At 69.3% G+C, this 19,238-nt stretch carries 15 protein-coding genes and 1 tRNA gene; 4 read left to right on the top strand and 12 right to left on the bottom strand.

Features of this window, described 5'->3' with window-relative positions:
* Window positions 1–20: 20 nt before the first annotated feature.
* On the bottom strand, window positions 21–1,310 hold the full coding sequence (locus tag ASD38_RS20020) for a Xaa-Pro dipeptidase (protein ID WP_056462935.1): 1,290 nt from the start codon (window positions 1,308–1,310) through the stop codon (window positions 21–23).
* Window positions 1,311–1,488: 178 nt separating this feature from the next.
* Here ASD38_RS20020 and ASD38_RS20015 point away from each other — a divergent pair.
* Window positions 1,489–1,575: transfer RNA gene (locus ASD38_RS20015), tRNA-Leu, on the top strand.
* Between the two features lie 70 nt (window positions 1,576–1,645).
* On the opposite strand, the gene ASD38_RS20010 is transcribed toward ASD38_RS20015, so the two are convergent.
* The 8 genes from ASD38_RS20010 to ASD38_RS19975 form a co-directional block, all read right to left on the bottom strand.
* Entirely contained in the window at window positions 1,646–1,861 is a 216-nt protein-coding gene (locus ASD38_RS20010; RefSeq protein ID WP_235523907.1) for a hypothetical protein, read from the bottom strand.
* A gap of 256 nt (window positions 1,862–2,117) precedes the next feature.
* Complete coding sequence (locus tag ASD38_RS20005; RefSeq protein WP_162252151.1) at window positions 2,118–4,460, bottom strand: TonB-dependent receptor; 2,343 nt, start codon at window positions 4,458–4,460, stop codon at window positions 2,118–2,120.
* Window positions 4,461–4,504: 44 nt separating this feature from the next.
* Entirely contained in the window at window positions 4,505–5,749 is a 1,245-nt protein-coding gene (locus ASD38_RS20000) for an MFS transporter (protein ID WP_056462830.1), read from the bottom strand.
* A gap of 17 nt (window positions 5,750–5,766) precedes the next feature.
* A complete protein-coding gene (locus ASD38_RS19995; protein ID WP_082560825.1) occupies window positions 5,767–6,864 on the bottom strand; it encodes a YeiH family protein in 1,098 nt (365 codons plus the stop codon).
* A gap of 2 nt (window positions 6,865–6,866) precedes the next feature.
* On the bottom strand, window positions 6,867–7,451 hold the full coding sequence (locus ASD38_RS19990; protein WP_056462827.1) for an RBBP9/YdeN family alpha/beta hydrolase: 585 nt from the start codon (window positions 7,449–7,451) through the stop codon (window positions 6,867–6,869).
* Window positions 7,452–7,517: 66 nt separating this feature from the next.
* Complete coding sequence (locus ASD38_RS19985; RefSeq protein WP_056462825.1) at window positions 7,518–8,573, bottom strand: 3-keto-5-aminohexanoate cleavage protein; 1,056 nt, start codon at window positions 8,571–8,573, stop codon at window positions 7,518–7,520.
* A gap of 53 nt (window positions 8,574–8,626) precedes the next feature.
* Window positions 8,627–9,514, bottom strand: coding sequence for a TauD/TfdA dioxygenase family protein (locus ASD38_RS19980; protein ID WP_056462823.1), 888 nt, complete (start codon window positions 9,512–9,514; stop codon window positions 8,627–8,629).
* A gap of 17 nt (window positions 9,515–9,531) precedes the next feature.
* A complete protein-coding gene (locus ASD38_RS19975; protein ID WP_056442655.1) occupies window positions 9,532–10,506 on the bottom strand; it encodes a quinone oxidoreductase family protein in 975 nt (324 codons plus the stop codon).
* Between the two features lie 134 nt (window positions 10,507–10,640).
* Between ASD38_RS19975 and ASD38_RS19970 the strand changes: the two genes are divergently transcribed.
* A complete protein-coding gene (locus ASD38_RS19970; protein WP_056462820.1) occupies window positions 10,641–11,654 on the top strand; it encodes an AraC family transcriptional regulator in 1,014 nt (337 codons plus the stop codon).
* Between the two features lie 33 nt (window positions 11,655–11,687).
* Here ASD38_RS19970 and ASD38_RS19965 read toward each other — a convergent pair whose 3' ends face one another.
* Genes ASD38_RS19965 through ASD38_RS19955 form a run of 3 tightly spaced genes read right to left on the bottom strand, consistent with a single transcriptional unit; the run spans window position 11,688 to window position 17,176 of the window.
* Window positions 11,688–13,076, bottom strand: coding sequence for a peptide MFS transporter (locus ASD38_RS19965; RefSeq protein ID WP_056462817.1), 1,389 nt, complete (start codon window positions 13,074–13,076; stop codon window positions 11,688–11,690).
* A 7-nt stretch (window positions 13,077–13,083) separates the two neighbouring features.
* Window positions 13,084–15,066 (bottom strand): serine hydrolase domain-containing protein, encoded by a 1,983-nt coding sequence (locus tag ASD38_RS19960; protein ID WP_200946028.1) that lies wholly within the window; start codon window positions 15,064–15,066, stop codon window positions 13,084–13,086.
* Window positions 15,067–15,085: 19 nt separating this feature from the next.
* Window positions 15,086–17,176, bottom strand: coding sequence for a TonB-dependent receptor (locus tag ASD38_RS19955; protein ID WP_056462810.1), 2,091 nt, complete (start codon window positions 17,174–17,176; stop codon window positions 15,086–15,088).
* 241 nt (window positions 17,177–17,417) lie between these two features.
* Between ASD38_RS19955 and ASD38_RS19950 the strand changes: the two genes are divergently transcribed.
* Together ASD38_RS19950 and ASD38_RS19945 are read left to right on the top strand one after the other, a co-directional pair.
* Window positions 17,418–18,086, top strand: coding sequence for a helix-turn-helix domain-containing protein (locus ASD38_RS19950; RefSeq protein ID WP_056442669.1), 669 nt, complete (start codon window positions 17,418–17,420; stop codon window positions 18,084–18,086).
* A gap of 136 nt (window positions 18,087–18,222) precedes the next feature.
* Window positions 18,223–19,215 carry a dipeptide epimerase gene (locus ASD38_RS19945; protein ID WP_056462807.1) on the top strand — a complete coding sequence of 331 codons (993 nt, stop codon included), beginning with the start codon at window positions 18,223–18,225 and terminating at the stop codon, window positions 19,213–19,215.
* The last annotated feature ends 23 nt before the right edge of the window (window positions 19,216–19,238 follow it).

The following is a 19,238-nucleotide window of genomic DNA, read 5'->3' as shown; positions in this document are numbered from 1 at the left end:
TTGGCGAGAGGCGAGACCCCTCAGGGCTGCTTCACCACCGCCCCGCCCTTCATCACGAACACCGGCTTTTCCAGCGTCGTGACGTCGCTCAGGGGGTCGCCGGCCACCGCGATCAGGTCGCCATAGCGGCCCACGGCCACCTGGCCGACGTCCTTCTCCTGGCCCAGGGCCTGGGCGGCGGTGACCGTCGCGGCCTGAATCGCCTGCAGCGGGGTGGCGCCGTAGCGGACCATCACCGCGAACTGCCTGGCGTTGGTTCCGTGCGGATAGACCCCGGCGTCGGTGCCGTAAATCATCTTCACCCCGGCCTTCAGCGCCTTGCGGAAGTTCTCGCGCTGCAGCTCGCCGATGTCGCGGTCCTTGCGCAGGTTGTCCTCCAGCACGCCGTTCTTGGCGCCCTCGGCCTGGGTGTAGTCGGTGTTGTAGATGTCCATCGAGAAGTAGGCGCCCCGCTGGACGGCCAGCTTGATCCCTTCGTCGTCGACCAGGCTGGCGTGTTCGATGGTGTCGACGCCGGCGCGGATGGCGTCCTTGATGCCCGCCGCGCCATGGGCGTGGGCGGCGACCTTCAGGCCGGCCATGTGGGCCTCGTCGACGATGGCGGTCATCTCGGCCAGGGTCAGTTGCTGCTGGCCCGGCTCGTCGCCGTGCGAGAACACCCCGCCGGTCGCGCAGATCTTGATCACCTGGGCGCCGTACTTCTTCAGCTCGCGCACCCGCTTGCGGCCCTCGTCGGGGCTGTCGACGTTGTAGGGGCTCTTCTGCTCCATCGACGGGGGGAAGAACGTCGAGTCGCAGTGGCCGCCCGTCGCGCCGATCGCGTAGGTGGCGCTGACGATCCGCGGGCCGGGCACGTAGCCCCCGTCGACCGCCTCGCGCAGACCCACGTCGTCGAACTCGGCCGAGCCGACATTGCGCACGGTGGTGAAGCCGGCTTCCAGGGTGACCTTGGCGTTGCGGGTCTGGACCACGCTCCAGAAGGCGTCGCTGTATTGCAGGCCGGTGTAGCCGCCGATCTCGGCGACGCTGTCCAGATGCACGTGCATGTCGATCAGGCCCGGCAGCAGGGTCGCGCCCGGCAGCTCGATCACACTCGCGCCGGCCGGAACCGCGTCGCCCGCCTTGCCCACCGCGGTGATCCGACCGTCGGTCACCACCACCTGCGGATTGTCGACATACTTGCCCGTGGCCACGTCGAGCAGCCGCGCGGCGCGCACGACCTCGACCTCGGCCGCCTGAGCCCCATGGGAAGCGAACGGCCCGGCGCAGGCCGCCGCCAGGAAAGCCAGAGCGGCCAGTTTGCGCTGCATGATCACGACCCCCAGTCGTCGCCCAGTCCCCAGGCGATCGAGAACGGCGAAGCTATCACGCACCGACCGCACGTCGAGCCGCAAAGGTCCAGTTTCGCGCCGGCGCCGCACACACAGGCGCCTGTCCGCACAGGGCCTTGGCGAGGCTCTCCCCCCATCCTATACGGGCAGGACCAGCGCGGGCGTGGCGAAACTGGTAGACGCAACGGACTTAAAATCCGTCGGGAGCAATCCCTTGCCGGTTCGACCCCGGCCGCCCGCACCAGGGCCTGGATTCAGGCGCGGCCCTTGCCCTCCCCGACGGGCGAAGCGGGCGGCGCAAGGCGAGGCCCGCGTCAGGCGCCGGTTGCGTCCACGACGATGGCGACGGTCTTGCCCCGGGACAGCGGATCCCATCCAGCCGCGATGGCGGACGCGATGGCTCTGGCCACCAGTTCCGTGGCAATCTGCGAGGGCTTCAGTTGCGGCGCGCCGTACCGGGGCTGCGGGCCCGGCGGGAACTCCACCACCGCTTCGCGCTGGCCCTCCATGTGGCGCACGGCGATCGCCATGCCGTGCCGCACCGGAGCGTCGCTGGACCACCCGGGTTGGCGATGAAGGCGCCAGACAAAAGGCTCTCCGCCGACCTCGATCTCAAACTCAGGGCTTTGCTTGGTTCGTGCCATGTCAGGGTGTTAGCCCAGCAAGCGCGCCCAAGCCATCCCGCTCTCGAGCCAGGCTCGAGTCCTCGCGAATTCGTCACCCGTCTTTTGGGGCCGATCGCGGTTGGCGGGCCCGACCCGAGGTCGAACCCGCCGCCGTCGAAGCCTAGAAGGTCTTGCTGATCCGCACGCCGTAGGTCCGGGGCGTGCCCATGAAGCCGCGGTACAGGGTGTGGCCCGTGGCCGGGTCGCGCGTGCCGAAGGCGGCATCCAGCACCTGCGGGAACTTGGTGCGGAAGACCTTCTCGTTGGTCAGGTTCTCGCCGTAGAGCGCGACCTGCCAGCTGCGGTCCGGGCTCGTCAACGTGACCCGACCGCCGTAGAGCGTGACCGCATCGATCATGCCCTGCGGGCTCAGGTCGTTCGTCGAGGCGTAGCTGGAGCTGTAGCTGGCGTCGCCGCGGATCGCGACGGTGAAGCCGTCCGCGAACTGGGGCGTGACGTACTCGGCGCCGAGATTGCCCGTCCACTCCGGGGAGTAGGTGGGCCGCTTGCCGGTGAGGTCCTGGGTCAGCGGACAGGAGGTGGCCGCGCCGGTACAGGCCGGCAGGCCCGGCGCGAAGTGGTTCGCCGTGAACTTGGAGTCCAGGTAGGCCATGCCGAAATCGACCGAGAAATTGGCGGTCGGCTTGGCCTGGCCTTCCAGCTCGACGCCCTGGGCGCGGATCGAACCGGCGTTGCGGACGATGAAGCTGGTGCCGTCGAATGAACGCTCCTGGAAGTCGTCCAGGTCGGTCCGGTAGGCGGTGACGTTCAGCAGCAGGCGACGGTCGAGCAACACCGACTTGGCGCCGACTTCCCAGTCCGTGGAGGTCTCGGAGTCGAACAGGCGGCGAGCGCCCAGCGCGACCGTTCCGCCGGCCGAGTTCAGTCCGCCCGACTTGTAGCCGGTCGCGTAGGTGATGAAGGCGGTCACGTCCGGCATGGGCCGCCACGACAGGCTGGCGCGCCAGTTCGGCTGGCTGTCGTCGAACGTCAGGGCCGCGCTTTCGGGCGCCCGCAGGGTCGAGGCCAGCAGCGGGTTCTTGATCGTCTGGACGAAGGTCCCCGACTTCTTGTCCCAGGTTTCACGACCGCCGAGGATCAGGTCGAGCGTATCGGTGAAGGCGAAGGTGGCCTGGGCGTAGGCCGCCGTGCTCTTGGCGTCCTGCGTGAAGGCGCCCACCGTCGCGGCGGTCTTGGGGAAGGTTTCGCACAACGCCCGCAAAGCCACCGGCGCGGCGAAGGTGCAGAACTGCCTGCCGACGTGGAAGACCTCGTCGATCTTGTAGTCCTCGTCGAAGTAGTAGAGGCCGGCGACGAAATCGAGCCGTCCGTCCATCAAGGCGCCCTTCGGGGAGATCAGCTGAAGCTCGTGGCTCTGGCTCTTGCTGTCGAAGCGGGCGTCGCGGCTCAGCAGGTCGAGGGTCGTGAAGACCACGTCGCCGTCGCTCTGCTGGTTCTGCCAGTCGCGATAGGCGTCGATCAGGCGCAGGGTGTAGCCGCCGGCGAACTCCCAGGTGATGTCGCTGCTGGCGCCCCACTGGATGTCGGCGAGGTTCAGGTTCTTGTAGAGCTGGTTGGCCGTGAAGCTGGGCGGATCGCTCAGCGTGGTCGGGTTGCCGTTGGTGCGGGCGGTGTAGGCGGCCAGCTGAGCGGGGGTGGCGGTCGAGATGTCGACCTGGTTGATGGCCACGCCGTCACCCGAGGTATGGGCGTAGTCGGCCCGGCCGATCCAGGTGAAGGCGTCGGTCGGCTGCCACTTCGCCGACAGGCGGCCCTCGACCGTGTCCTTGGCCCCGTAGGTCTTGCCGTCCAGCTTGTTCTTGACGAAGCCGTCGGTCTCGTTGGCCAGGCCAGCGAAACGGAGCGCGAAATTTTCGCCGGCGGGCACGTTGATCATGCCGTCGACCTGGTGTTCGCCATAGCTGCCGATCTGGGCGCCGATCCGTCCGGACATCCCGCCGAACTGGGGCGCGTAGGTCTTGACCGACAGCGCGCCGACGGTGGCGTTGCGGCCGAACAGCGTGCCCTGGGGCCCGCGCAGGACCTCGACGGTCTCGACGTCGAGGAAGGTCGACAGGACGGCCCCGGGCCGCGGAATGAAGACGCCGTCGACATAGGGCGCGACGCTGGGATCGATCGCCGCGTTGGACTGGGCGCCGAAACCGCGGATGCGGATGGCGATGCCGGACGCCTGGGCGATCGCGTCGAGGCGCAGGTTGGGGACGGTCCGTTCAAGATCGGTCGCGTCCTCGACGCCCTTGGCCTCCATGGCCTTGGCCGAGACCGCCATGATCGACAGCGGCACGTCCTGGATGTTCTCGGCCCGCTTCTGCGCGGTGACGACGACCTCCTCGACCGTCCCGGCGTTCTGAGTCTGGTCATCGGCAAGCGCGGCGGCGGGCGCCGCGCAGGCGGCGAGCGCGATCCAGGATGCGCCCCAGCACAAGATAGTACGGTGTTTCATAGTGGTTCCTCCCCGACGGGCCGACATCGGCCTCTTATGAATTTTTATGGATTTCGACGTCCTCCCCTGCCGCTCAGCCAGAAAAATCCGGCGGAGAACAGGGCGGCGAAGGTGGCGATCTGGAGCGCGGCCTGGAGCCCCAGCACGTCGGCCAGGGCGCCGGTCAGCGCGGGACCGGGGGCGAGCCCGATCAGGTTGTTGGCGAGGGTCAGCACGGCCAGGGCCGTGCCGTGCAGCGCCAGCGGGGCGGCCTCGGCGACCGCGGCGCCGGCGGGGCCCGTGGTCCCGGCGGCGCAGAACAGGCCCAGGAAGGCGCAGGCGATCTGCAGCGGTCCCGCGGGCAACAGGAACGCCGCCTGCAGGAACACGAAGGTGATCAGGCAGAAGGCGACGGCGAGCCGCGACCTCAGCGCCGGGCGCTTGGCGCAAAGCCTGTCGTTGAGCATGCCGCACGCCACCATGCCCACGCCGCACGACAGCAGCAGGACGGCGGCGGCCACCGCCGCCTTGGCGGGCGACAGGCCGTAGGAGCGGTTGAGCAGGCTGGGCGTCCAGGCGATCGCGGCGCCCATCACGAACAGCTGCAGGCCGCTGGCGACATAGGTCAGCACCAGGCTTTTCGAGCCGAACAGGCCCGCGGCGATCGCGCGCGGCCCCAGGCCGGCCATCGATCGGGCGACGCCCTCCCCGCCCCTGCGCCGGTCGTCCCGGACGATCAGGACATAGGCGAAGGTCAGCAGGAGGCCGAACGCCGCCATCACGTGGAACGCGCCTCGCCAGCCGATGTGGGCCGTGACAAGGCCGCCGAGCGTCAGGCCGGCGAACGAGCCGAACACGCCGCCCGCCATGAAGGCGCTGGTGATCGTTCCCCGCAGGCGAGCCGGGAAGTAGGTGAACACGACCGCCAGGCCGACGCTGCCGTAGGCGGCCTCGCCGACGCCCAACACCAGCCGCGCGGCCAGAAGCTGGCCGTAGTTGGCGCAGAGGCCGCAGGCCAGGGTCGCCAGGCTCCAGGTGAACGCCATGATCGCCACGCTGCGCGCCCGGCCGATCCGATCGGCCAGCAGCGACAGCGGCACGGTGAGCAAACCCACCATCAGGGCCACGACGCCGCCGAGCGCGCCGAGCTTGGCGTCGGAGAGCCCCCAGTCGGCCTTCAGCAGCGGGAACACCGCCGCCAGCACCTGGCGCGACATGTAGTCAGAGAGCAGCAGGCCGAACGAGACCGCGAACACCAGCCAGGTGCGGCCCCCGATCCTCGCATCGGCGTCGGCGGGCGAAACGGTCATGGTCGGAACAGAACCTTTCATCGCCACACCAGCGTGGCTACGAGCACCAGTCCCGCGATCCAGACGGTCTCGGTGACGATCAGGAGGACGGGGCGCCAGCCTACCTTCACCAGGGCGCCGAACGACGTCTTCATGCCGAGCGCGGCGACCGCGCCCACCAGGCACCAGCGCGAAGCCGTCGAGGCGGCCTCGGTGGCGACCGGCGGCAGCAGGCCAAGGCTGCCGACGACGACAAGCGCGGCGAAGCCCAGCAGGAACAGCGGCGGCTGTAGGCGGGCCCTAGGCTCGCCCTCGGCGCGACGGCCGCGCAGCGCCAGCATCAGGCCCAGGACCACCGGCATCAGCAGGGCCACCCGCAGCAGCTTGACATAGGTCGCCACGTCGCCGGTCTTGGACGAGACGGTGTAGCCCGCGCCCACCACCTGGGCCACGTCATGGATCGTCCCGCCCAGGAAGACGCCGGCGCGGGTGTGGTCCAGGCCGACGGCGGCGACCAGCAGCGGATAGGTGATCATGGCCACGGTCGAGAGCGCCGTGACCGTCACCACCGTCAGGATGGTGTCGCGCTCGCTGTTTTCCCGCCGGGGCAGCACCGAGGCGATGGCCAGAGCGGCCGAGGCCCCGCAGATCGCCACGGCCCCGCCCGACAGCACGCCGAACGCCCGGCTCTGCCCGAACAGGCGCGCGGCCAGGAAGCCCAGGCCGATCGTGGTGACGACGCCGGCCATGACCGTGGCGATCGGCATCAGGCCCAGGCCCAGGATCTGGCCCAGGGTGATCTTGGCGCCCAGCAGCGCCACGCCCACCCGCAGCACCGCCTTCGAGGTGAACTCGATGCCCGCGACGCAGCGGCCGTCCTCGTGCAGGAAGTGGAAGGCCATGCCGATCAGCAGCGCGAACAGCATCACCGGCGCGCCGTAGTGCTGCGACAGCCAGGTGGCCGCCAGCCCGATCGTCCCGGCCGCCAGCAGGCCCGGATAGACGGCGTTGAGCTGCGCCGCCATGCGGCCGCGCGATCGCGCGGCCGACGCTTGCGCGGGCAGTCCCTCCATTCCGTGAAGCGACTCGAAGAGCCCGTGGGCCTCCTGGGCGTCGGTCTGGAGATCGCTGGCCATGGTCAGCCGCCGACCGAGGTCGCCGGCGCCGCGACCGGTGCGTCCAGGATGTCGATGAAGTGGCGGCCCCTGGACCATGGCCCAAAACCCGACACCGGGTTCAGATGCCCCACGTCGCCGAGAGGGACCAGTTGGCTCCCCCAGTCGCTCGCCAGCCGAACCATTCGGTCGAAGTCGGCGAGGGGGTCGTTGGCGCTGGCGGCGAGGATGCTCCGGAAGGGCAGCGGCCGGCGCGGCGTCGGCAACCACCCGCCGTCGCGAAGCTGCTCGGGCGTGGGATAGCCGGGCGGCAGCGGCGTCTCGACGTCCGCCGGCGTGGCCAGCAGCGCCCCCTTGATCGGCCGGCCGTGGCTTTGCGCCCAGTGGGCGACCATCAGGCAGCCCGCGCTATGGGCGACCAGGATCACCGGCCCGTCGATGGCGGCGATCGCCTGGTCGAGCCTCTCGACGCGGGCCGCGCGGCTCAGCCGGTCCGCCTCCAGAGGCGGCACGGTGCGCGAACCCGGGATCTCCGCCGCCAGCAGGGTCTGCCAGTGGTCGGCGACATGATCGCGCAGGCCGGGTACGAACAGGACGGTCGACTGCACTAAGAACTCCCTCGCTTCGCGCCGCTCGGGCGCGGCGAATGACGGGAACGGGATGAGGCCGGGCGATCAGGCGTGATGCAGGAACCCCTTCTGGCCGGGCTGGCGGTTCGGGGCGAAGCCGTTCTTGGCCAGGGTCTCGTCGGTCGACTGGTAGAATTCGCCGATCCGGTAGATGCGCTTGGCTTCCTTGCCGGTGGCGATCTCGCGGCCGAATTCGCGGCTGATGCGGACCAGTTGCTCGACCTGCTCGACCGAGGTCATCTTGCTCTTCCAGTCCTGCTTCCAGAGATTGTCCTCGTTGCCGCAGCGAACGTGCAGGCCCATGGCGATGGCCATCATGTTGAGCGGCAGGGTGTGGCGCATGGACGACTCGATCGTCAGCACCGCGCCGTCGGGGACCGCCCGGATGAAGTTCATCAGCGTATAGGGATTGGCGGCGTCGAAGCCGCCGCCGATGCCGACCCAGGTCAGGATCAGCGGTCCGAAGAACTTGCCCCGCCGCATCATGCGCTCGAGGGTGTCCAGCTGGGCGACGTGGGCCAGCTGGAAGTGCGACTGGATGCCGTTGGCCGACAGCCGCTTGACGTGCTCCTCGACCCAGCCCGGACCGGCGGGCACGATCATCTCGCGATAGGCCTCGTAGAGGGCCGGTTCCGCGAGAGAGGTGGTCTTGAGGTCGTCGGGCTCCATCATCTCGAGGACGTTGAACTGGCTGGTGTTGACCGCGACCGTCACCTGGTCGGGCCGGGGCGTTAGTTCGGCCAGCATGTGGCGGGTGTCGTCCGACAGCCACTTGGCCGTCTCGCCCTCGGACTCCGGCGCGAACGAGATCGAACCGCCGACCTGCAGGACCATGTCCGGCACCGCCTCGCGCAGCCGCCCCAGGAACTCGTTGAACATCGACAAGCGCTTGGAGCCCGAGCCGTCCAGTTCGCGCACGTGAAGGTGCAGCACCGAGGCGCCGGCGTTGTAGCAATCGACGGCCGTCTGGACGTGCTCGTCCATGGTGAGCGGCAGATCCTCGGGGAAGTCCGACACCTGCCACTCGGGTCCATAGGGGGCCGCCGTGATGACCAGGTCTTCCTGGTTCTCGGGGAACAGCGAGTCGTCGAGGAAGTTCATCAGTCTCTCCTGCGGCGCCGGGGGGGCGTCGGTAAAGCGTGCGAAGGGCGTGATTAGAAGGGGCGGTCGCCGACGATGCTGGCGCGCTCCATCTTGCGGACGGCCGGCCAGTAGTCCTGGACGGCGTAGTGCTGGGTCGCGCGGTTGTCCCAGATGACCACGCTGTTGGGCGTCCAGGACCAGCGAACCTGATACTCGGGGATCGCCGCGCGACCGATCAGGTAGTTCAGCAGGTTGGCGGCGCCGGGCGTGAAGTCCTGGCCGTAGCGGACGTTCCGCGGCGTATGGAAATTGACGAAGTGGGTGGTGAAGCTGTTGACGAACAGCACCTTCTCGCCCGTTTCGGGGTGGGTGCGGACGACGGGGTGCTCGGCGTCGGGGAACCGCGCCTTCAACGCCAGGCGCTTCTCCTCGGGCATCGCCGCGCCGAAGCTGCACTGGATGGAGTGGCTGGCCCGCAGCGAAGCGATCTGGTCCTTGATGGCCTGCGGCAGGTCTTCATAGACCTTGGCCATGTTGACCCAGATGGTGTCGCCGCCGACCTCGGGCGTCTCGACACAGCGCAGGACGGCGCCCATCGGCGGCGCCTCGCGCCAGGTCGCGTCGCAATGCCAAGAGTTCTCGTAGTGCTCCGGCGGGCTGTCCAGATCCTTGTAGATCCGCAGGAGGCCGGGATGGTCCGGGTCGCTGCCGACGGCCGGATGATCCTCAAGCGCCCCGAAACGCCGGGCGAAGGCCGCGTGATCGGCGCGGCTGATGTCCTGGTCGCGGAAGAAGAGCACCTTGTGCTCCAGCAGCAGCGCCTTGATCTGGGCGAAGAGCCCGTCGTCATGGGCCGCGTCCGCGAGGCTGACGTTCGAAAGCTCGGCGCCGATCGCGCAGGTCAGCTTGCTGACCTTGATGGAGCCGGTGACGGCGGGAGCGGCGGCGGTGGTCGTCATGGCGCGGATCCCCTGGGTCAGAGCACGAAGATCGACGAGCCGGTGGTCCTGCGGCCCTCGAGATCGCGATGGGCGCGCTGGACGTCGGCCAGGGCGTAGTGCTGGTTGATCTCGATGCGGATGCGCCCCTCGGCGACATGGCCGAACAGTTCGCCGGCCAGTTCGGCCCGCTCGGCCGGGTCGGCGATGTAATCGGCCAGCGCCGGCCGGGTGACATAGGCCGAGCCGTGCATCGCCAGTTGCAGCAGGTCGAACGGCGGAACCGACCCCGAGGCCGTTCCGAAGTTGACGACCAGGCCGCGACGACGGACGGCGCGCAGCGAGCCGGCGAAGGTGTCCTTGCCCACGCTGTCGAGCACGACGTCGACGCCGACCCCGCCGGTCAGGGCGCGAACGCGTTCGCCCACGTCCTCGCGGCCGTAGAACACGATGTGGTCGCAACCATGGGCGCGGGCCAGTTCCGCCTTGGCCTCGCTCGAGACCGTGCCGATCACCGTCAGCCCCAGCAGCTTGGCCCATTGCGAGACGATCAGGCCGACGCCGCCGGCCGCGGCGTGGAGCAGGATGGTGTCGCCCGCCTTCAACGGCCAGATCCGGCGCATCAGATAGGATGAGGTCAGGCCGCGCATCATCATGCCCGCGGCCGTTTCGAAGGCGATCGAGTCCGGCAGTTTCACCAGCGAACCGGCCGGCATCACCCGCGCGGTCGAATAGGCGCCCAGCGGGCTTCCGGTATAGGCCACACGATCGCCGACCTCGACGCTCGCCACACCCTCGCCCACCGCCTCGATGACGCCAGACGCCTCGACGCCCAGGCCCGCGGGAAGCGGCGCCGGATAGAGACCCGAACGGAAATAGGTGTCGGCGAAGTTCAGGCCGACGGCGACGTGGCGAATGCGCACTTCGCCGGGACCGGGGTCGCCCACCTCGACATCCTCGAGGCGCATCACCTCGGGCCCGCCGGTCTCGTAAAAGCGCACCGCCTTATTCACTTCGCTCTCCCTTGGCGGCCTTCTGGGGGCCACCTTATTTGAACGTGAGACTAGCGCCGGCCGCCGCACCCGTTTTTCATTTGACGACAACGGCTTTTCATTTCACGACAGGCGTCATGAAACGATCGGGTCATGTGCGGGGCGCCACGCTCTCGAACTACGCCGAGGTCGCCGGTCAGGTCGGCCTCGACGCCGCCGGGATGCTGAAGCGTTTCGGGATCGATCGCCGCGTCCTTGTCGACCAGGACGCGCGCATCGTCGCCGAAGGCGTGGTGGACCTGCTCGAGGCCTCCGCCCTGGAATCGGGATGCGAGACCTTCGGGCTGAGAATGGCCGAGTCGCGGCGGCTGTCGGACTTCGGCGCCGTCAGCCTGCTGATCACGCACCAGGCCACGATGCGCGACGCCCTGATGTCGGTTGTCGCCTACCGCCAGCTCGTGAACCCCGCCCTCGTGGTCGAGGTCGAGGAGCATGACGACGTCGTGGTCGTCCGCGAGGAACTGCTGCTGACCGGGCATGGGACGATGCGACAGTCCTACGAACTGGCGATCGGCGTTCTGTACCGGATGTTCCGCACCGTGCTGGGCCCGCGGTGGCGGGCGCTGAGCGCGAACTTCGCCCATGCGCCTCCCGCCGACCTCACCGTCCACCGCCGCCTCTTCGGCCCCATCTGCGAGTTCAACAGCGACTTTCACGGCCTGACCTGCGGTCGCGCCGACCTGGACGCGTCCAATCCGTCCGCCGACCCCAATCTGGCCTTGTTGGCCGAACGCTATCTGCGCTCCCTGCCCGCGACCGAGGAGCGGCCTCTCAGTCAGGACGTCCAGAAGACCCTCTATCTGATGCTGCCGATCGGCGGGGCCGCCATCGGACGCGTCGCCGCCAATCTCGGGCTCAACGAACGCACGCTGCAGCGCCGGCTCGCCGCCGAGGGCGCGGACTTCGCGGGCCTGCTCAACGGCATCCGACGCGAACTGGCCGTTCGGTACGTCGCCAATGCCGCCCTCCCCCTGTCCCGCGCCGCCGACCTGCTCGGCTACGCCCGCCAGAGCTCGTTCAGCCGCTGGTTCGCCGAGGAATTCGGCCAGTCCGCGACGGCCTGGCGCCAGTCCGGCGCGGGGCGGAAAGCGGACTTCCTCAACCTCTGAGACGAACCGCGCGAAGGCCTGGCAAGCCCTGCATCAGGGCTTCGCGGACCCGCGGAGTGCTGTGCGTCCACGCCGTTCGGCCCGGCTTAGCCCGAACAGGCCAATTGACGCGGACATCACCGCGACCGCGCCGATGCCGAAAAAGGTCGTGGCCGGGATGGCGCCCCAATAGGCTCCCATGACGCCGGCCAGGACGCTGCCGATGAACTTGGCGATGTACCAGGCGCCCATCATCATCGAGGCCACCTGGACCGGCGACCGCGCCCCGATCAGAGCCAGGCCGGTGGGAATGACCAGCAGCTCGCCGATGGTCAGCAGGACGAAATAGCCGATCACCCACCAGGCCGAGACCGGCTGCCCGGTGGCCGCGTGAGCCGCGGCGGCGGCCACCATGACGACCATCGACAGCGCGGCGATGACGCAACCGAAGCTCATCCGGGCCAGCAGGTCCGGCGCGCCGCGCCGCTGGGCCCGGCGCGCCCAGAACCCGATCAGGGCCGGCGTCAGCAGGATGATCAGCAGGGGGTTGATCGACTGGAACCAGGTCGCCGGGACTTCGTACCGACCGCCCAGCAAGGTGACGCCGCGGTCGGTCTGGTTGGCGACCCAAAGGGCGATGACGTTGCCGCTCTGCTCGTAGGCGACGCGGAAGAGCACCACCAGGCCGATGATCAGGACCAGACCGCCGAGACTGCGGCGCTCGCCGGCCGACAGGAGCGCGCGCGGCGTCCGGGACGCTTCTCGCGTCGTCTCCCGTGTCGTTGGGGGATCGACGGGAAGCAGCCGCCGGCAGGACAGATAGATCGTCAGGCCGACCAGCATGCCGACACCGGCGGCCGCGAAGCCCCAATGCCAGCCCAGCAGCTCGCCCAGCGAACCGCACACCAGCGGCGCCAGCAGGCCGCCGAGGTTGATGCCCATGTAGTAGGCGCTGAACGCCCCGGCGCGACGCGGATCGTCCGGGCCGTAGAGCCCGCCGACCTGCACCGCCAGCGGCGGCAGGAACAGGCCGTTGCCCAGGGCCACCAGCACCAGGGCCGGCAGCAGCAGAGCCTCGGCCGCCATGGCGAAGTGGCCGAACATCATCAGCACCGCGCCCAGGATGACGCTCTTGGTCCGCCCCAGCCAGCGGTCGGCGATGATCCCGCCGAAGAAGGGGCTGAAGAAAGCCGCGCCGCCATAGGCGCCGTAGATCAGCGACGCCTTGGCCTGATCGAAATGCAGCTGCTGGGTCATGTAGTAGACCAGCAAGGCCTGCAGGCCGAAGTACGAGAACTCCGCCCACATCTGGGTCATGAACAGGGCCGTCAGGCCGGGCGGGTGGCCAAACAGCGTCCGCCGGCTCCCGGCCTCGCCGCCCGCGAGGGGCGCGAGGCCGGGATCGGTCAGCCCGGGGGCAATGTCGGGCGGATCGATGGCCATGCCGTGCCTAGAAGTTCAGCGAGAGGGTGAGGGTTCGTCCGGCGATCAGCAGCCAGATCACGAACAGGGCCGACGCGGCGCCCAGCACGGCCCAGGCCAGCGTCGTCCACCGACGCTGAGGCGACCGCGCCAAGGTCCAGCAGTTCCAGACCATGAGCAACGACCCGACGATGGCGATCAGGGACAGTCCTTGGAGCAGCCGCATCCAGATGTCGAGACGGCCGTCCAGCACGCTGACGTCCTTCTCGATGGACATCACCAACGCCAGCCAACCGCCGCAGACCACCAACAGCAGCCACGGGGTGACGCGCGGCGCCCATCGGGCCAGGGCGGGGCGACCGATCACGGCCGGCTGATAGCCGTAGCGCCAGCGGGTGAAGGCCAGGACCGGCCAGGCCAGGGCGGTGAGCAGGATCACGCCGAGCGCGACCGAGGCCGCCGGCAGGATCCATCCGGCGTCGAAGCTGGCGGGGGCGGGCACGAACTCGATGATCGGGGCGAAGCCGGCGATCGAGAACCGCGTCACCTTGCCGTTCTCGACAAAGGCGGCGAGCCGATCGTCGCCGCCGACCTCGCGCCATTGCCAGGGCGCGACCTCGCGCCAGCGCTTGGGCGCGCCGCTGGTGGCCGTCAGCGCCGAGACGCTGATGGTGTCGTCGTCGTTCAGCGTCACCTGGGCCTGGCCGATCAGTCCGAGCAGCTTCAGGAAGCTGGTGACCGAGGTGCGGCTGCTGCCGTAGTGGCCGGCCAGGGCCTGGCCGTGCGCCTTGGCCGTCGCCAGGGTGGGGGTTTGCGGGTTGGGGGCGGGGAAGTAGCGGTCGGTGAATTCGGCGAACAGGCGCTCGCGCAGCACATGGGCCGCGCCGTCCTTTCCGGCGCTGTTGAACGACAGGTACAGGCCCACATGGTCGTCGAGGTACAGGTGCAGATCGGAGTGGAACAGGTCGGTGTCGCCGCCGTGGCCGATGATCGTGCGGCCGTTGCGGTCCTCGTGATAGAAGCCCAGCGCCATGCCCGGCAGGCCGGGGATCGGCGTGTTCTGGGTGGCGTACATCATGTGGGCCGTCCGCGGATCGAGCAGCACGCCGCCGTCCGACAGGTGGGCGATCATGAACCGCGCCATGTCCGACCCGGTCGAGGACAGGGCCCCGGCCGGCGACATGCCGATGATCTCGAAGGGCTTCGGGTCCTGGGAGGCCTGCTGGTAGCCCTTGGACATCTTGCCGACCAGGGCGGGCGGCAGGGGCTGGACGAAGCTCGACTCGGTCATGCCCAGCGGCGCGAAGATATGGTGGTCGACATAGGCCTCGAACGGCTCGCCCGACACCCGCTGGACGATGTAGCCGGCCAGGCTGGCGCCGTAGTTCGAATAGGCCGCCATCGTTCCGGGCGCATAGATCCGCGAGGGGATCGCGCGCTTGAGCACCGCCTCGAGCGGCTTGTTCTTCGCCGGATCGTCGATGAGCAGGTGCTTGGCGGTTTCCTCGAAGCCCGGGGTGTGGGTCATCAGGTGGCGCAGCGTGATCGGCTTGCCGTAGGCGGGCGGAATCTTGAAATCCAGATAGTCGTTGATGTCGCGGTCGAGGTCGAGCTTGCCCGCCTGGACCAGCTGCATGACCGCCGTCCAGGTGAACAGCTTGGAGATCGATCCGGGGCGGAACAGCGTGTCGGTCGGGTCGACCGGGCGGCGCGTCTTGACGTCCGCCACGCCGTAGCCGCGCTGGGTCAGGACCTGGCCGTCCTTGACCACCACCACGACCGCGCCGGCGATGTCGCCGCGATCCAGGCCGTAGGGCACCAGCCCGTCCAGCCAGGCGTTGACGTCGGCCGCGGTCAGCTGGGCCGCGCCGGGCGGCGACGGGGCGAGCGGGGCGGTCGCGGTCCGGACCGGCGCGAGCGGCGCGGCGGGCTTGAGGGCGTCGGGGGCCTGGGCCGCGGCCGGCAGGGCGATCGCCGCCACGAGCGCCGCGAGGTTGGTGAGAAGTCGCATGCCGATCTTCCTCATGGGATTAATACCGAACGCCGAGGGTGACGCCGATCGAGCGCGGTCGGACCACCGCCGCCGAAGCCGCGCCGTTGGGCGCCGAGCCGGCCCCGCCCAGCGCGACGACGCCGTCGCTGTCGGTCAGATTGCGGGCGAAGGCCTCGATACGGAAGCGGTCGATGGTGACGCCGGCATAGGCGTCGACCTGGTCGAAGGCCTCCAGATGGCGCTGGCCGTAGTTCGTATCGAAGTCGGAGCGTCGCTTGCCGGTATGCCGCCAGCTGACGCCGGCCCGTCCCGTCACCTTGTCGCTCAACGGACGCTCGTAGTCGGCGCTGAACGTGGTGGCGACGCGCGGCGCGTAGGGCAGCCAGTCGCCGGAGGCGCCGCCGATCAGGGCGGGGGCGTCCTCGGTCAGCTGGGCGTCGACATAGGCGCCGTTGGCGCCCAGGGTGAGGCCCGCGACCGGCCGGGCGGTCAGCGCCAGCTCGACGCCCTTGCTGCGGGCGCTGCCGCCGTTGGTGTTGACGGCGAAGCCGCCGACGTCGGCCAAAAGCTGGATGTTCTTCCAGTCGATCAGGAAGCCGGTCAGTTCGAGCGACAGCCTGCGGTCAAGGAGGTCGGCCTTGACGCCCAGCTCGTAGTTGGTGGTGGTGTCGGCCCCGAACTGACGCGGCACCGCCGTGGGCGCGGCGGGCGGCAGCACATTGGGCCCGCCGGGCCGGTAGCCGCGAGCGACGCGGGCATAGATCGTGGTGTCGCGATTGGGCTTGAAGGCCGGCGCGATCGAATAGGTGAAGACATTGTCCGACGAGCTGGCGTCAAGGGCCAGATCGCCGCCGACCAGCAGGCCGGAGGTCGTCTGAACCGCGCTCTGCCGGTTATGGCTGTAGCGGCCGCCCGCGGTGACGTCGAACCGCGGCGACAGGTGCAGCGTGCCGTTGGCGAAGCCGGCATATTCGTCATAGTGCGAAGCCAGACCGACCACGGCCAAGCCCGACAGGCCCGCCGCCGGCGCGCCGGTGTCGGCGTCGACGGCGTTCAGCACCTGGTCCAGCCGGTTGCGTTCGCGGGTGTAGTAGCCGCCGACGGTCCATTCGAGGGCCTGGGCGCCGGACGAGGCCAGGCGCAGTTCCTGGGTGAAGCGGCGCTGGGCCATGCGCTGGTCGAGGGGCGCGCCCAGGGGCGTGCCGAAGGCGCCGGTCAACAGGTCGCCATAGACGCCGGTCGCGTCCTGGACCTGGACCTGATCCAAGGTGCTCGTGCTGGTCGACGAGGTCAGCGCCACCGCGCCGAAATCGTATTCTCCGGTCAGGTTGTAGATCCGATAATCGATGGCGTTGGGCTCACGCACCGTGCGGTTCTGGATGAGCGCGCCCGAGACCGGCTCCAGGGTGACCGGGTCGACGTCGACGCCGTTCGGACCGTTGCTGCGGATGTTCTGGGCCACCGCCGAAGCGCGCAGGGTCAGGTCGGTGATCGGGCGCCAGAGGATGGAGGCGCGTCCGCCATAGGTCTCGCCGTCATTGACGTCGTGGCCCAGGCGAGGATCGTCGATATAGCCCGGATCCTCGCGGTAGGATCCGCTGACCCGCACCGCGGCGGTTTCCGACAGGGGAAGGTTGCCGGCCGCCCGCGCCGACCAGCCGGTCGTGCCGTGAGCGACGTCCTCGACGCTGGTCTCGGCGCTGAACTGGGTCGCCGTGGTGTTGGGGGCCGCGGTGACGTACTTGACCAGACCGCCCAGCGAATTGGCGCCGTAGAGCGTGCCTTGCGGCCCCCTCAGCACCTCGACGCGCTCGAGGTCGGACGGGTCGAGATCGGGCGCCAGGACCGCGCCGTTGGCCAGGGCGGTGGCCGACCCGTAGGGCGTCTCGTCGACATAGGTGGCCACCGTGGCGCCCACCCCGCCGGTGTTGATGCCGCGCAGCAGCAGCCGCGCCTGGCCCGCCTGGTTTTCGACGATCGCGGCGCTGGGGATGCGGGTGAGGTAGTCGGAGAACCGCTCGGCGTGAGCCTGGGCCAAGGTCTGCGCCGACAGGACGGACACCGATTGCGGCACGTCGAGCAGGCGCTCCTCGCGTTTTTGCGCGGTGACGACGATCTCGTCCAGCACCGCCGCCCCGGCTTGGCGCGGAGGGCTAGCGGGCGGAAGGGTTTGGGCGGCGAGCGGTCCCGCCCAAAGCGCGGCGACCGCCGCGAGCCTAGCCGTATTGCATGCCATTGCCATCGACCCATCCCCCCCAAAGATGATCGACCATGGCACGTGTTTCTGTATTTGCAACATGTTTCGAAGACAGGGTTGCGACATTCCCTTTCGGCGCCCGTTCGGCTAGTTTTTGAGCCATGAGGCGCCGATGACGAACCCGAGGAAGACCGATCCAAGTCCTGGCGCGGCGCTGCGCGCCGCGAGAAAGGAGCAGGGACTGTCTCTGCGCGCCCTGTCGGCCCGCATCGGCATGCCGTTCTCGACCCTGTCGAAGCTCGAGAACGGCAAGATGTCGATGACCTACGACTATCTTGGCCGACTGGCCCAGGGCCTGGGCGTCGACATCAGCCTGCTGGTGGCCGGCGCGCCGCCGCCCGCGCGGCCGGCCGCCGTCGGGCGCCGCAGCGTCGCGCGAGCCGGCCAATGGCCCGACGCCAACTCCGAGCGCCACCTGCACTACTATCCGGCGGCCGATCTGCGCGGCAAGCTGATGGTGCCGATCATCGTCGATGTCACCGCCCACACGGTCGAGGAAATGGGCGGCCTGGTCCGCCACGCCGGCGAGGAGTATCTGCACGTCCTGACCGGCCGCATGGAGCTGCACTCGGACCTCTACGAACCGCTGGCGCTGAACGAGGGCGATTCCGTCTATTTCGACAGCGCCATGGCCCACGCCTATGTCCGCGTGGGGGACGAACCGTGCCGGGTGCTTTCGGTCTGCGCCGGCGAAGGCATTCAGCGCCTGGCGCAATCGGCCAGTGAGAACTGGCGCTCGCCCCCGCCCCCGGCCGAGAATTCGAAGCCCGCGCACGAATAGATGTTTCAGATATTGAAACACTGACGTCGCCATGAAATGGTGGCGGCATGACTCTCCATCATGTCCCCCCGCGACGCGGCCCCACCCGCCTTGCTCGCAACGCCCTTCAGGCCGGCCGCCCGCGGGGAGCGCTCGCATGACGGCGTCGCTGACGCTGCGTCGCGAGGCGATGCGCTTTCGCAAGCCCTTCCGGATTTCCGGCTACCTGTTCGAGGCGATGCCCGCCGTGGTGGCGTCCATCGCGCGCGACGGCAAGGTCGGACGCGGCGAGGCCGCGGGCGTCTACTATCTGGATGATGGTCCGGAGAACATCGAGCGCCGGATCGAGGATCAGCGTCAGGTCATCGAGGGCGGGATCGATCGACAGGACCTGGGCGCCATCCTGCCGGCCGGGGGCGCGCGCAACGCCATCGACTGCGCGCTCTGGGAGCTGGAATCATTGGAGCTGGGCCTTCCAGTCTGGGCCCTGGCGGGCGTCGGGACTCCCCGGCCGCTCACCACCACCTTCACCCTGCCGGCCGAGCCGCCGGCGATCCTGCTGGAGCAATTGCTCGAGTTCGCCCAGGCCAAGGCCATCAAGCTGAAGCTGGACGGGGATCTGGCCGCCGACACCGAGCGCGTGCGCGCCGTGCGGCGGGCGCGGCCAGACGTCTGGCTGGGCGTCGACGCCAACCAGGGTTATGGCGGCGAGGACCTCGACGCCCTGGTCGCGATGCTGGTCGATTCCGGCGTGGCCTTGCTGGAGCAGCCGGTGGCGCGCGGGGCCGAGGCCTTGCTGGAAGGCTGGAAGTCACCGATCCCGTTGGCCGCGGACGAAAGCATTCAAAGCCTGGCGGAACTGGAAGCGCTGGGCGAGCGGTTCGATGTCGTCAACATCAAGCTCGACAAATGCGGGGGGCTGACCGAAGGCCTGATGATCGCCGCCCAGGCGCGGCGCATGAGGCTGGGCGTCATGGTCGGCAATATGGGCGGCTCGACCCTGTCGACGGCGCCGGCCTTCGTCCTGGGCCAGCTGTGCGACATCGTCGATCTCGATGGGCCGATCTTCCTGCCCGACGACCTACTGGCGCCGTCCCTCTACGCCGACGGACAGATCATGGTCCGCAGCGATATTTGGGGACACCGCTGATGGCGCCCGCCCGGTCGACGGCG

The sequence above is a fragment of the Caulobacter sp. Root487D2Y genome (assembly GCF_001427165.1).
In the GTDB taxonomy this organism is placed as follows: Bacteria; Pseudomonadota; Alphaproteobacteria; order Caulobacterales; family Caulobacteraceae; genus Caulobacter.
The sequence above is the reverse complement of the archived record's forward strand: the minus strand, read 5'-3'. Positions and strand labels throughout refer to the sequence as shown.

What these genes read in the sequence shown, in the direction of transcription:
- ASD38_RS20020 (WP_056462935.1), bottom strand. Translation starts at nt 1,310, where the DNA reads ATGCAGCGCAAACTGGCCGCTCTGGCTTTCCTGGCGGCGGCCTGCGCC.
- ASD38_RS19985 (WP_056462825.1), bottom strand. Translation starts at nt 8,573, where the DNA reads ATGAACTTCCTCGACGACTCGCTGTTCCCCGAGAACCAGGAAGACCTG.
- ASD38_RS19950 (WP_056442669.1), top strand. Translation starts at nt 17,418, where the DNA reads ATGACGAACCCGAGGAAGACCGATCCAAGTCCTGGCGCGGCGCTGCGC.
- ASD38_RS19980 (WP_056462823.1), bottom strand. Translation starts at nt 9,514, where the DNA reads ATGACGACCACCGCCGCCGCTCCCGCCGTCACCGGCTCCATCAAGGTC.
- ASD38_RS20010 (WP_235523907.1), bottom strand. Translation starts at nt 1,861, where the DNA reads ATGGCGATCGCCGTGCGCCACATGGAGGGCCAGCGCGAAGCGGTGGTG.
- ASD38_RS19960 (WP_200946028.1), bottom strand. Translation starts at nt 15,066, where the DNA reads ATGCGACTTCTCACCAACCTCGCGGCGCTCGTGGCGGCGATCGCCCTG.
- ASD38_RS19945 (WP_056462807.1), top strand. Translation starts at nt 18,223, where the DNA reads ATGACGGCGTCGCTGACGCTGCGTCGCGAGGCGATGCGCTTTCGCAAG.
- ASD38_RS19995 (WP_082560825.1), bottom strand. Translation starts at nt 6,864, where the DNA reads ATGGCCAGCGATCTCCAGACCGACGCCCAGGAGGCCCACGGGCTCTTC.
- ASD38_RS20005 (WP_162252151.1), bottom strand. Translation starts at nt 4,460, where the DNA reads ATGAAACACCGTACTATCTTGTGCTGGGGCGCATCCTGGATCGCGCTC.
- ASD38_RS20000 (WP_056462830.1), bottom strand. Translation starts at nt 5,749, where the DNA reads ATGACCGTTTCGCCCGCCGACGCCGATGCGAGGATCGGGGGCCGCACC.
- ASD38_RS19965 (WP_056462817.1), bottom strand. Translation starts at nt 13,076, where the DNA reads ATGGCCATCGATCCGCCCGACATTGCCCCCGGGCTGACCGATCCCGGC.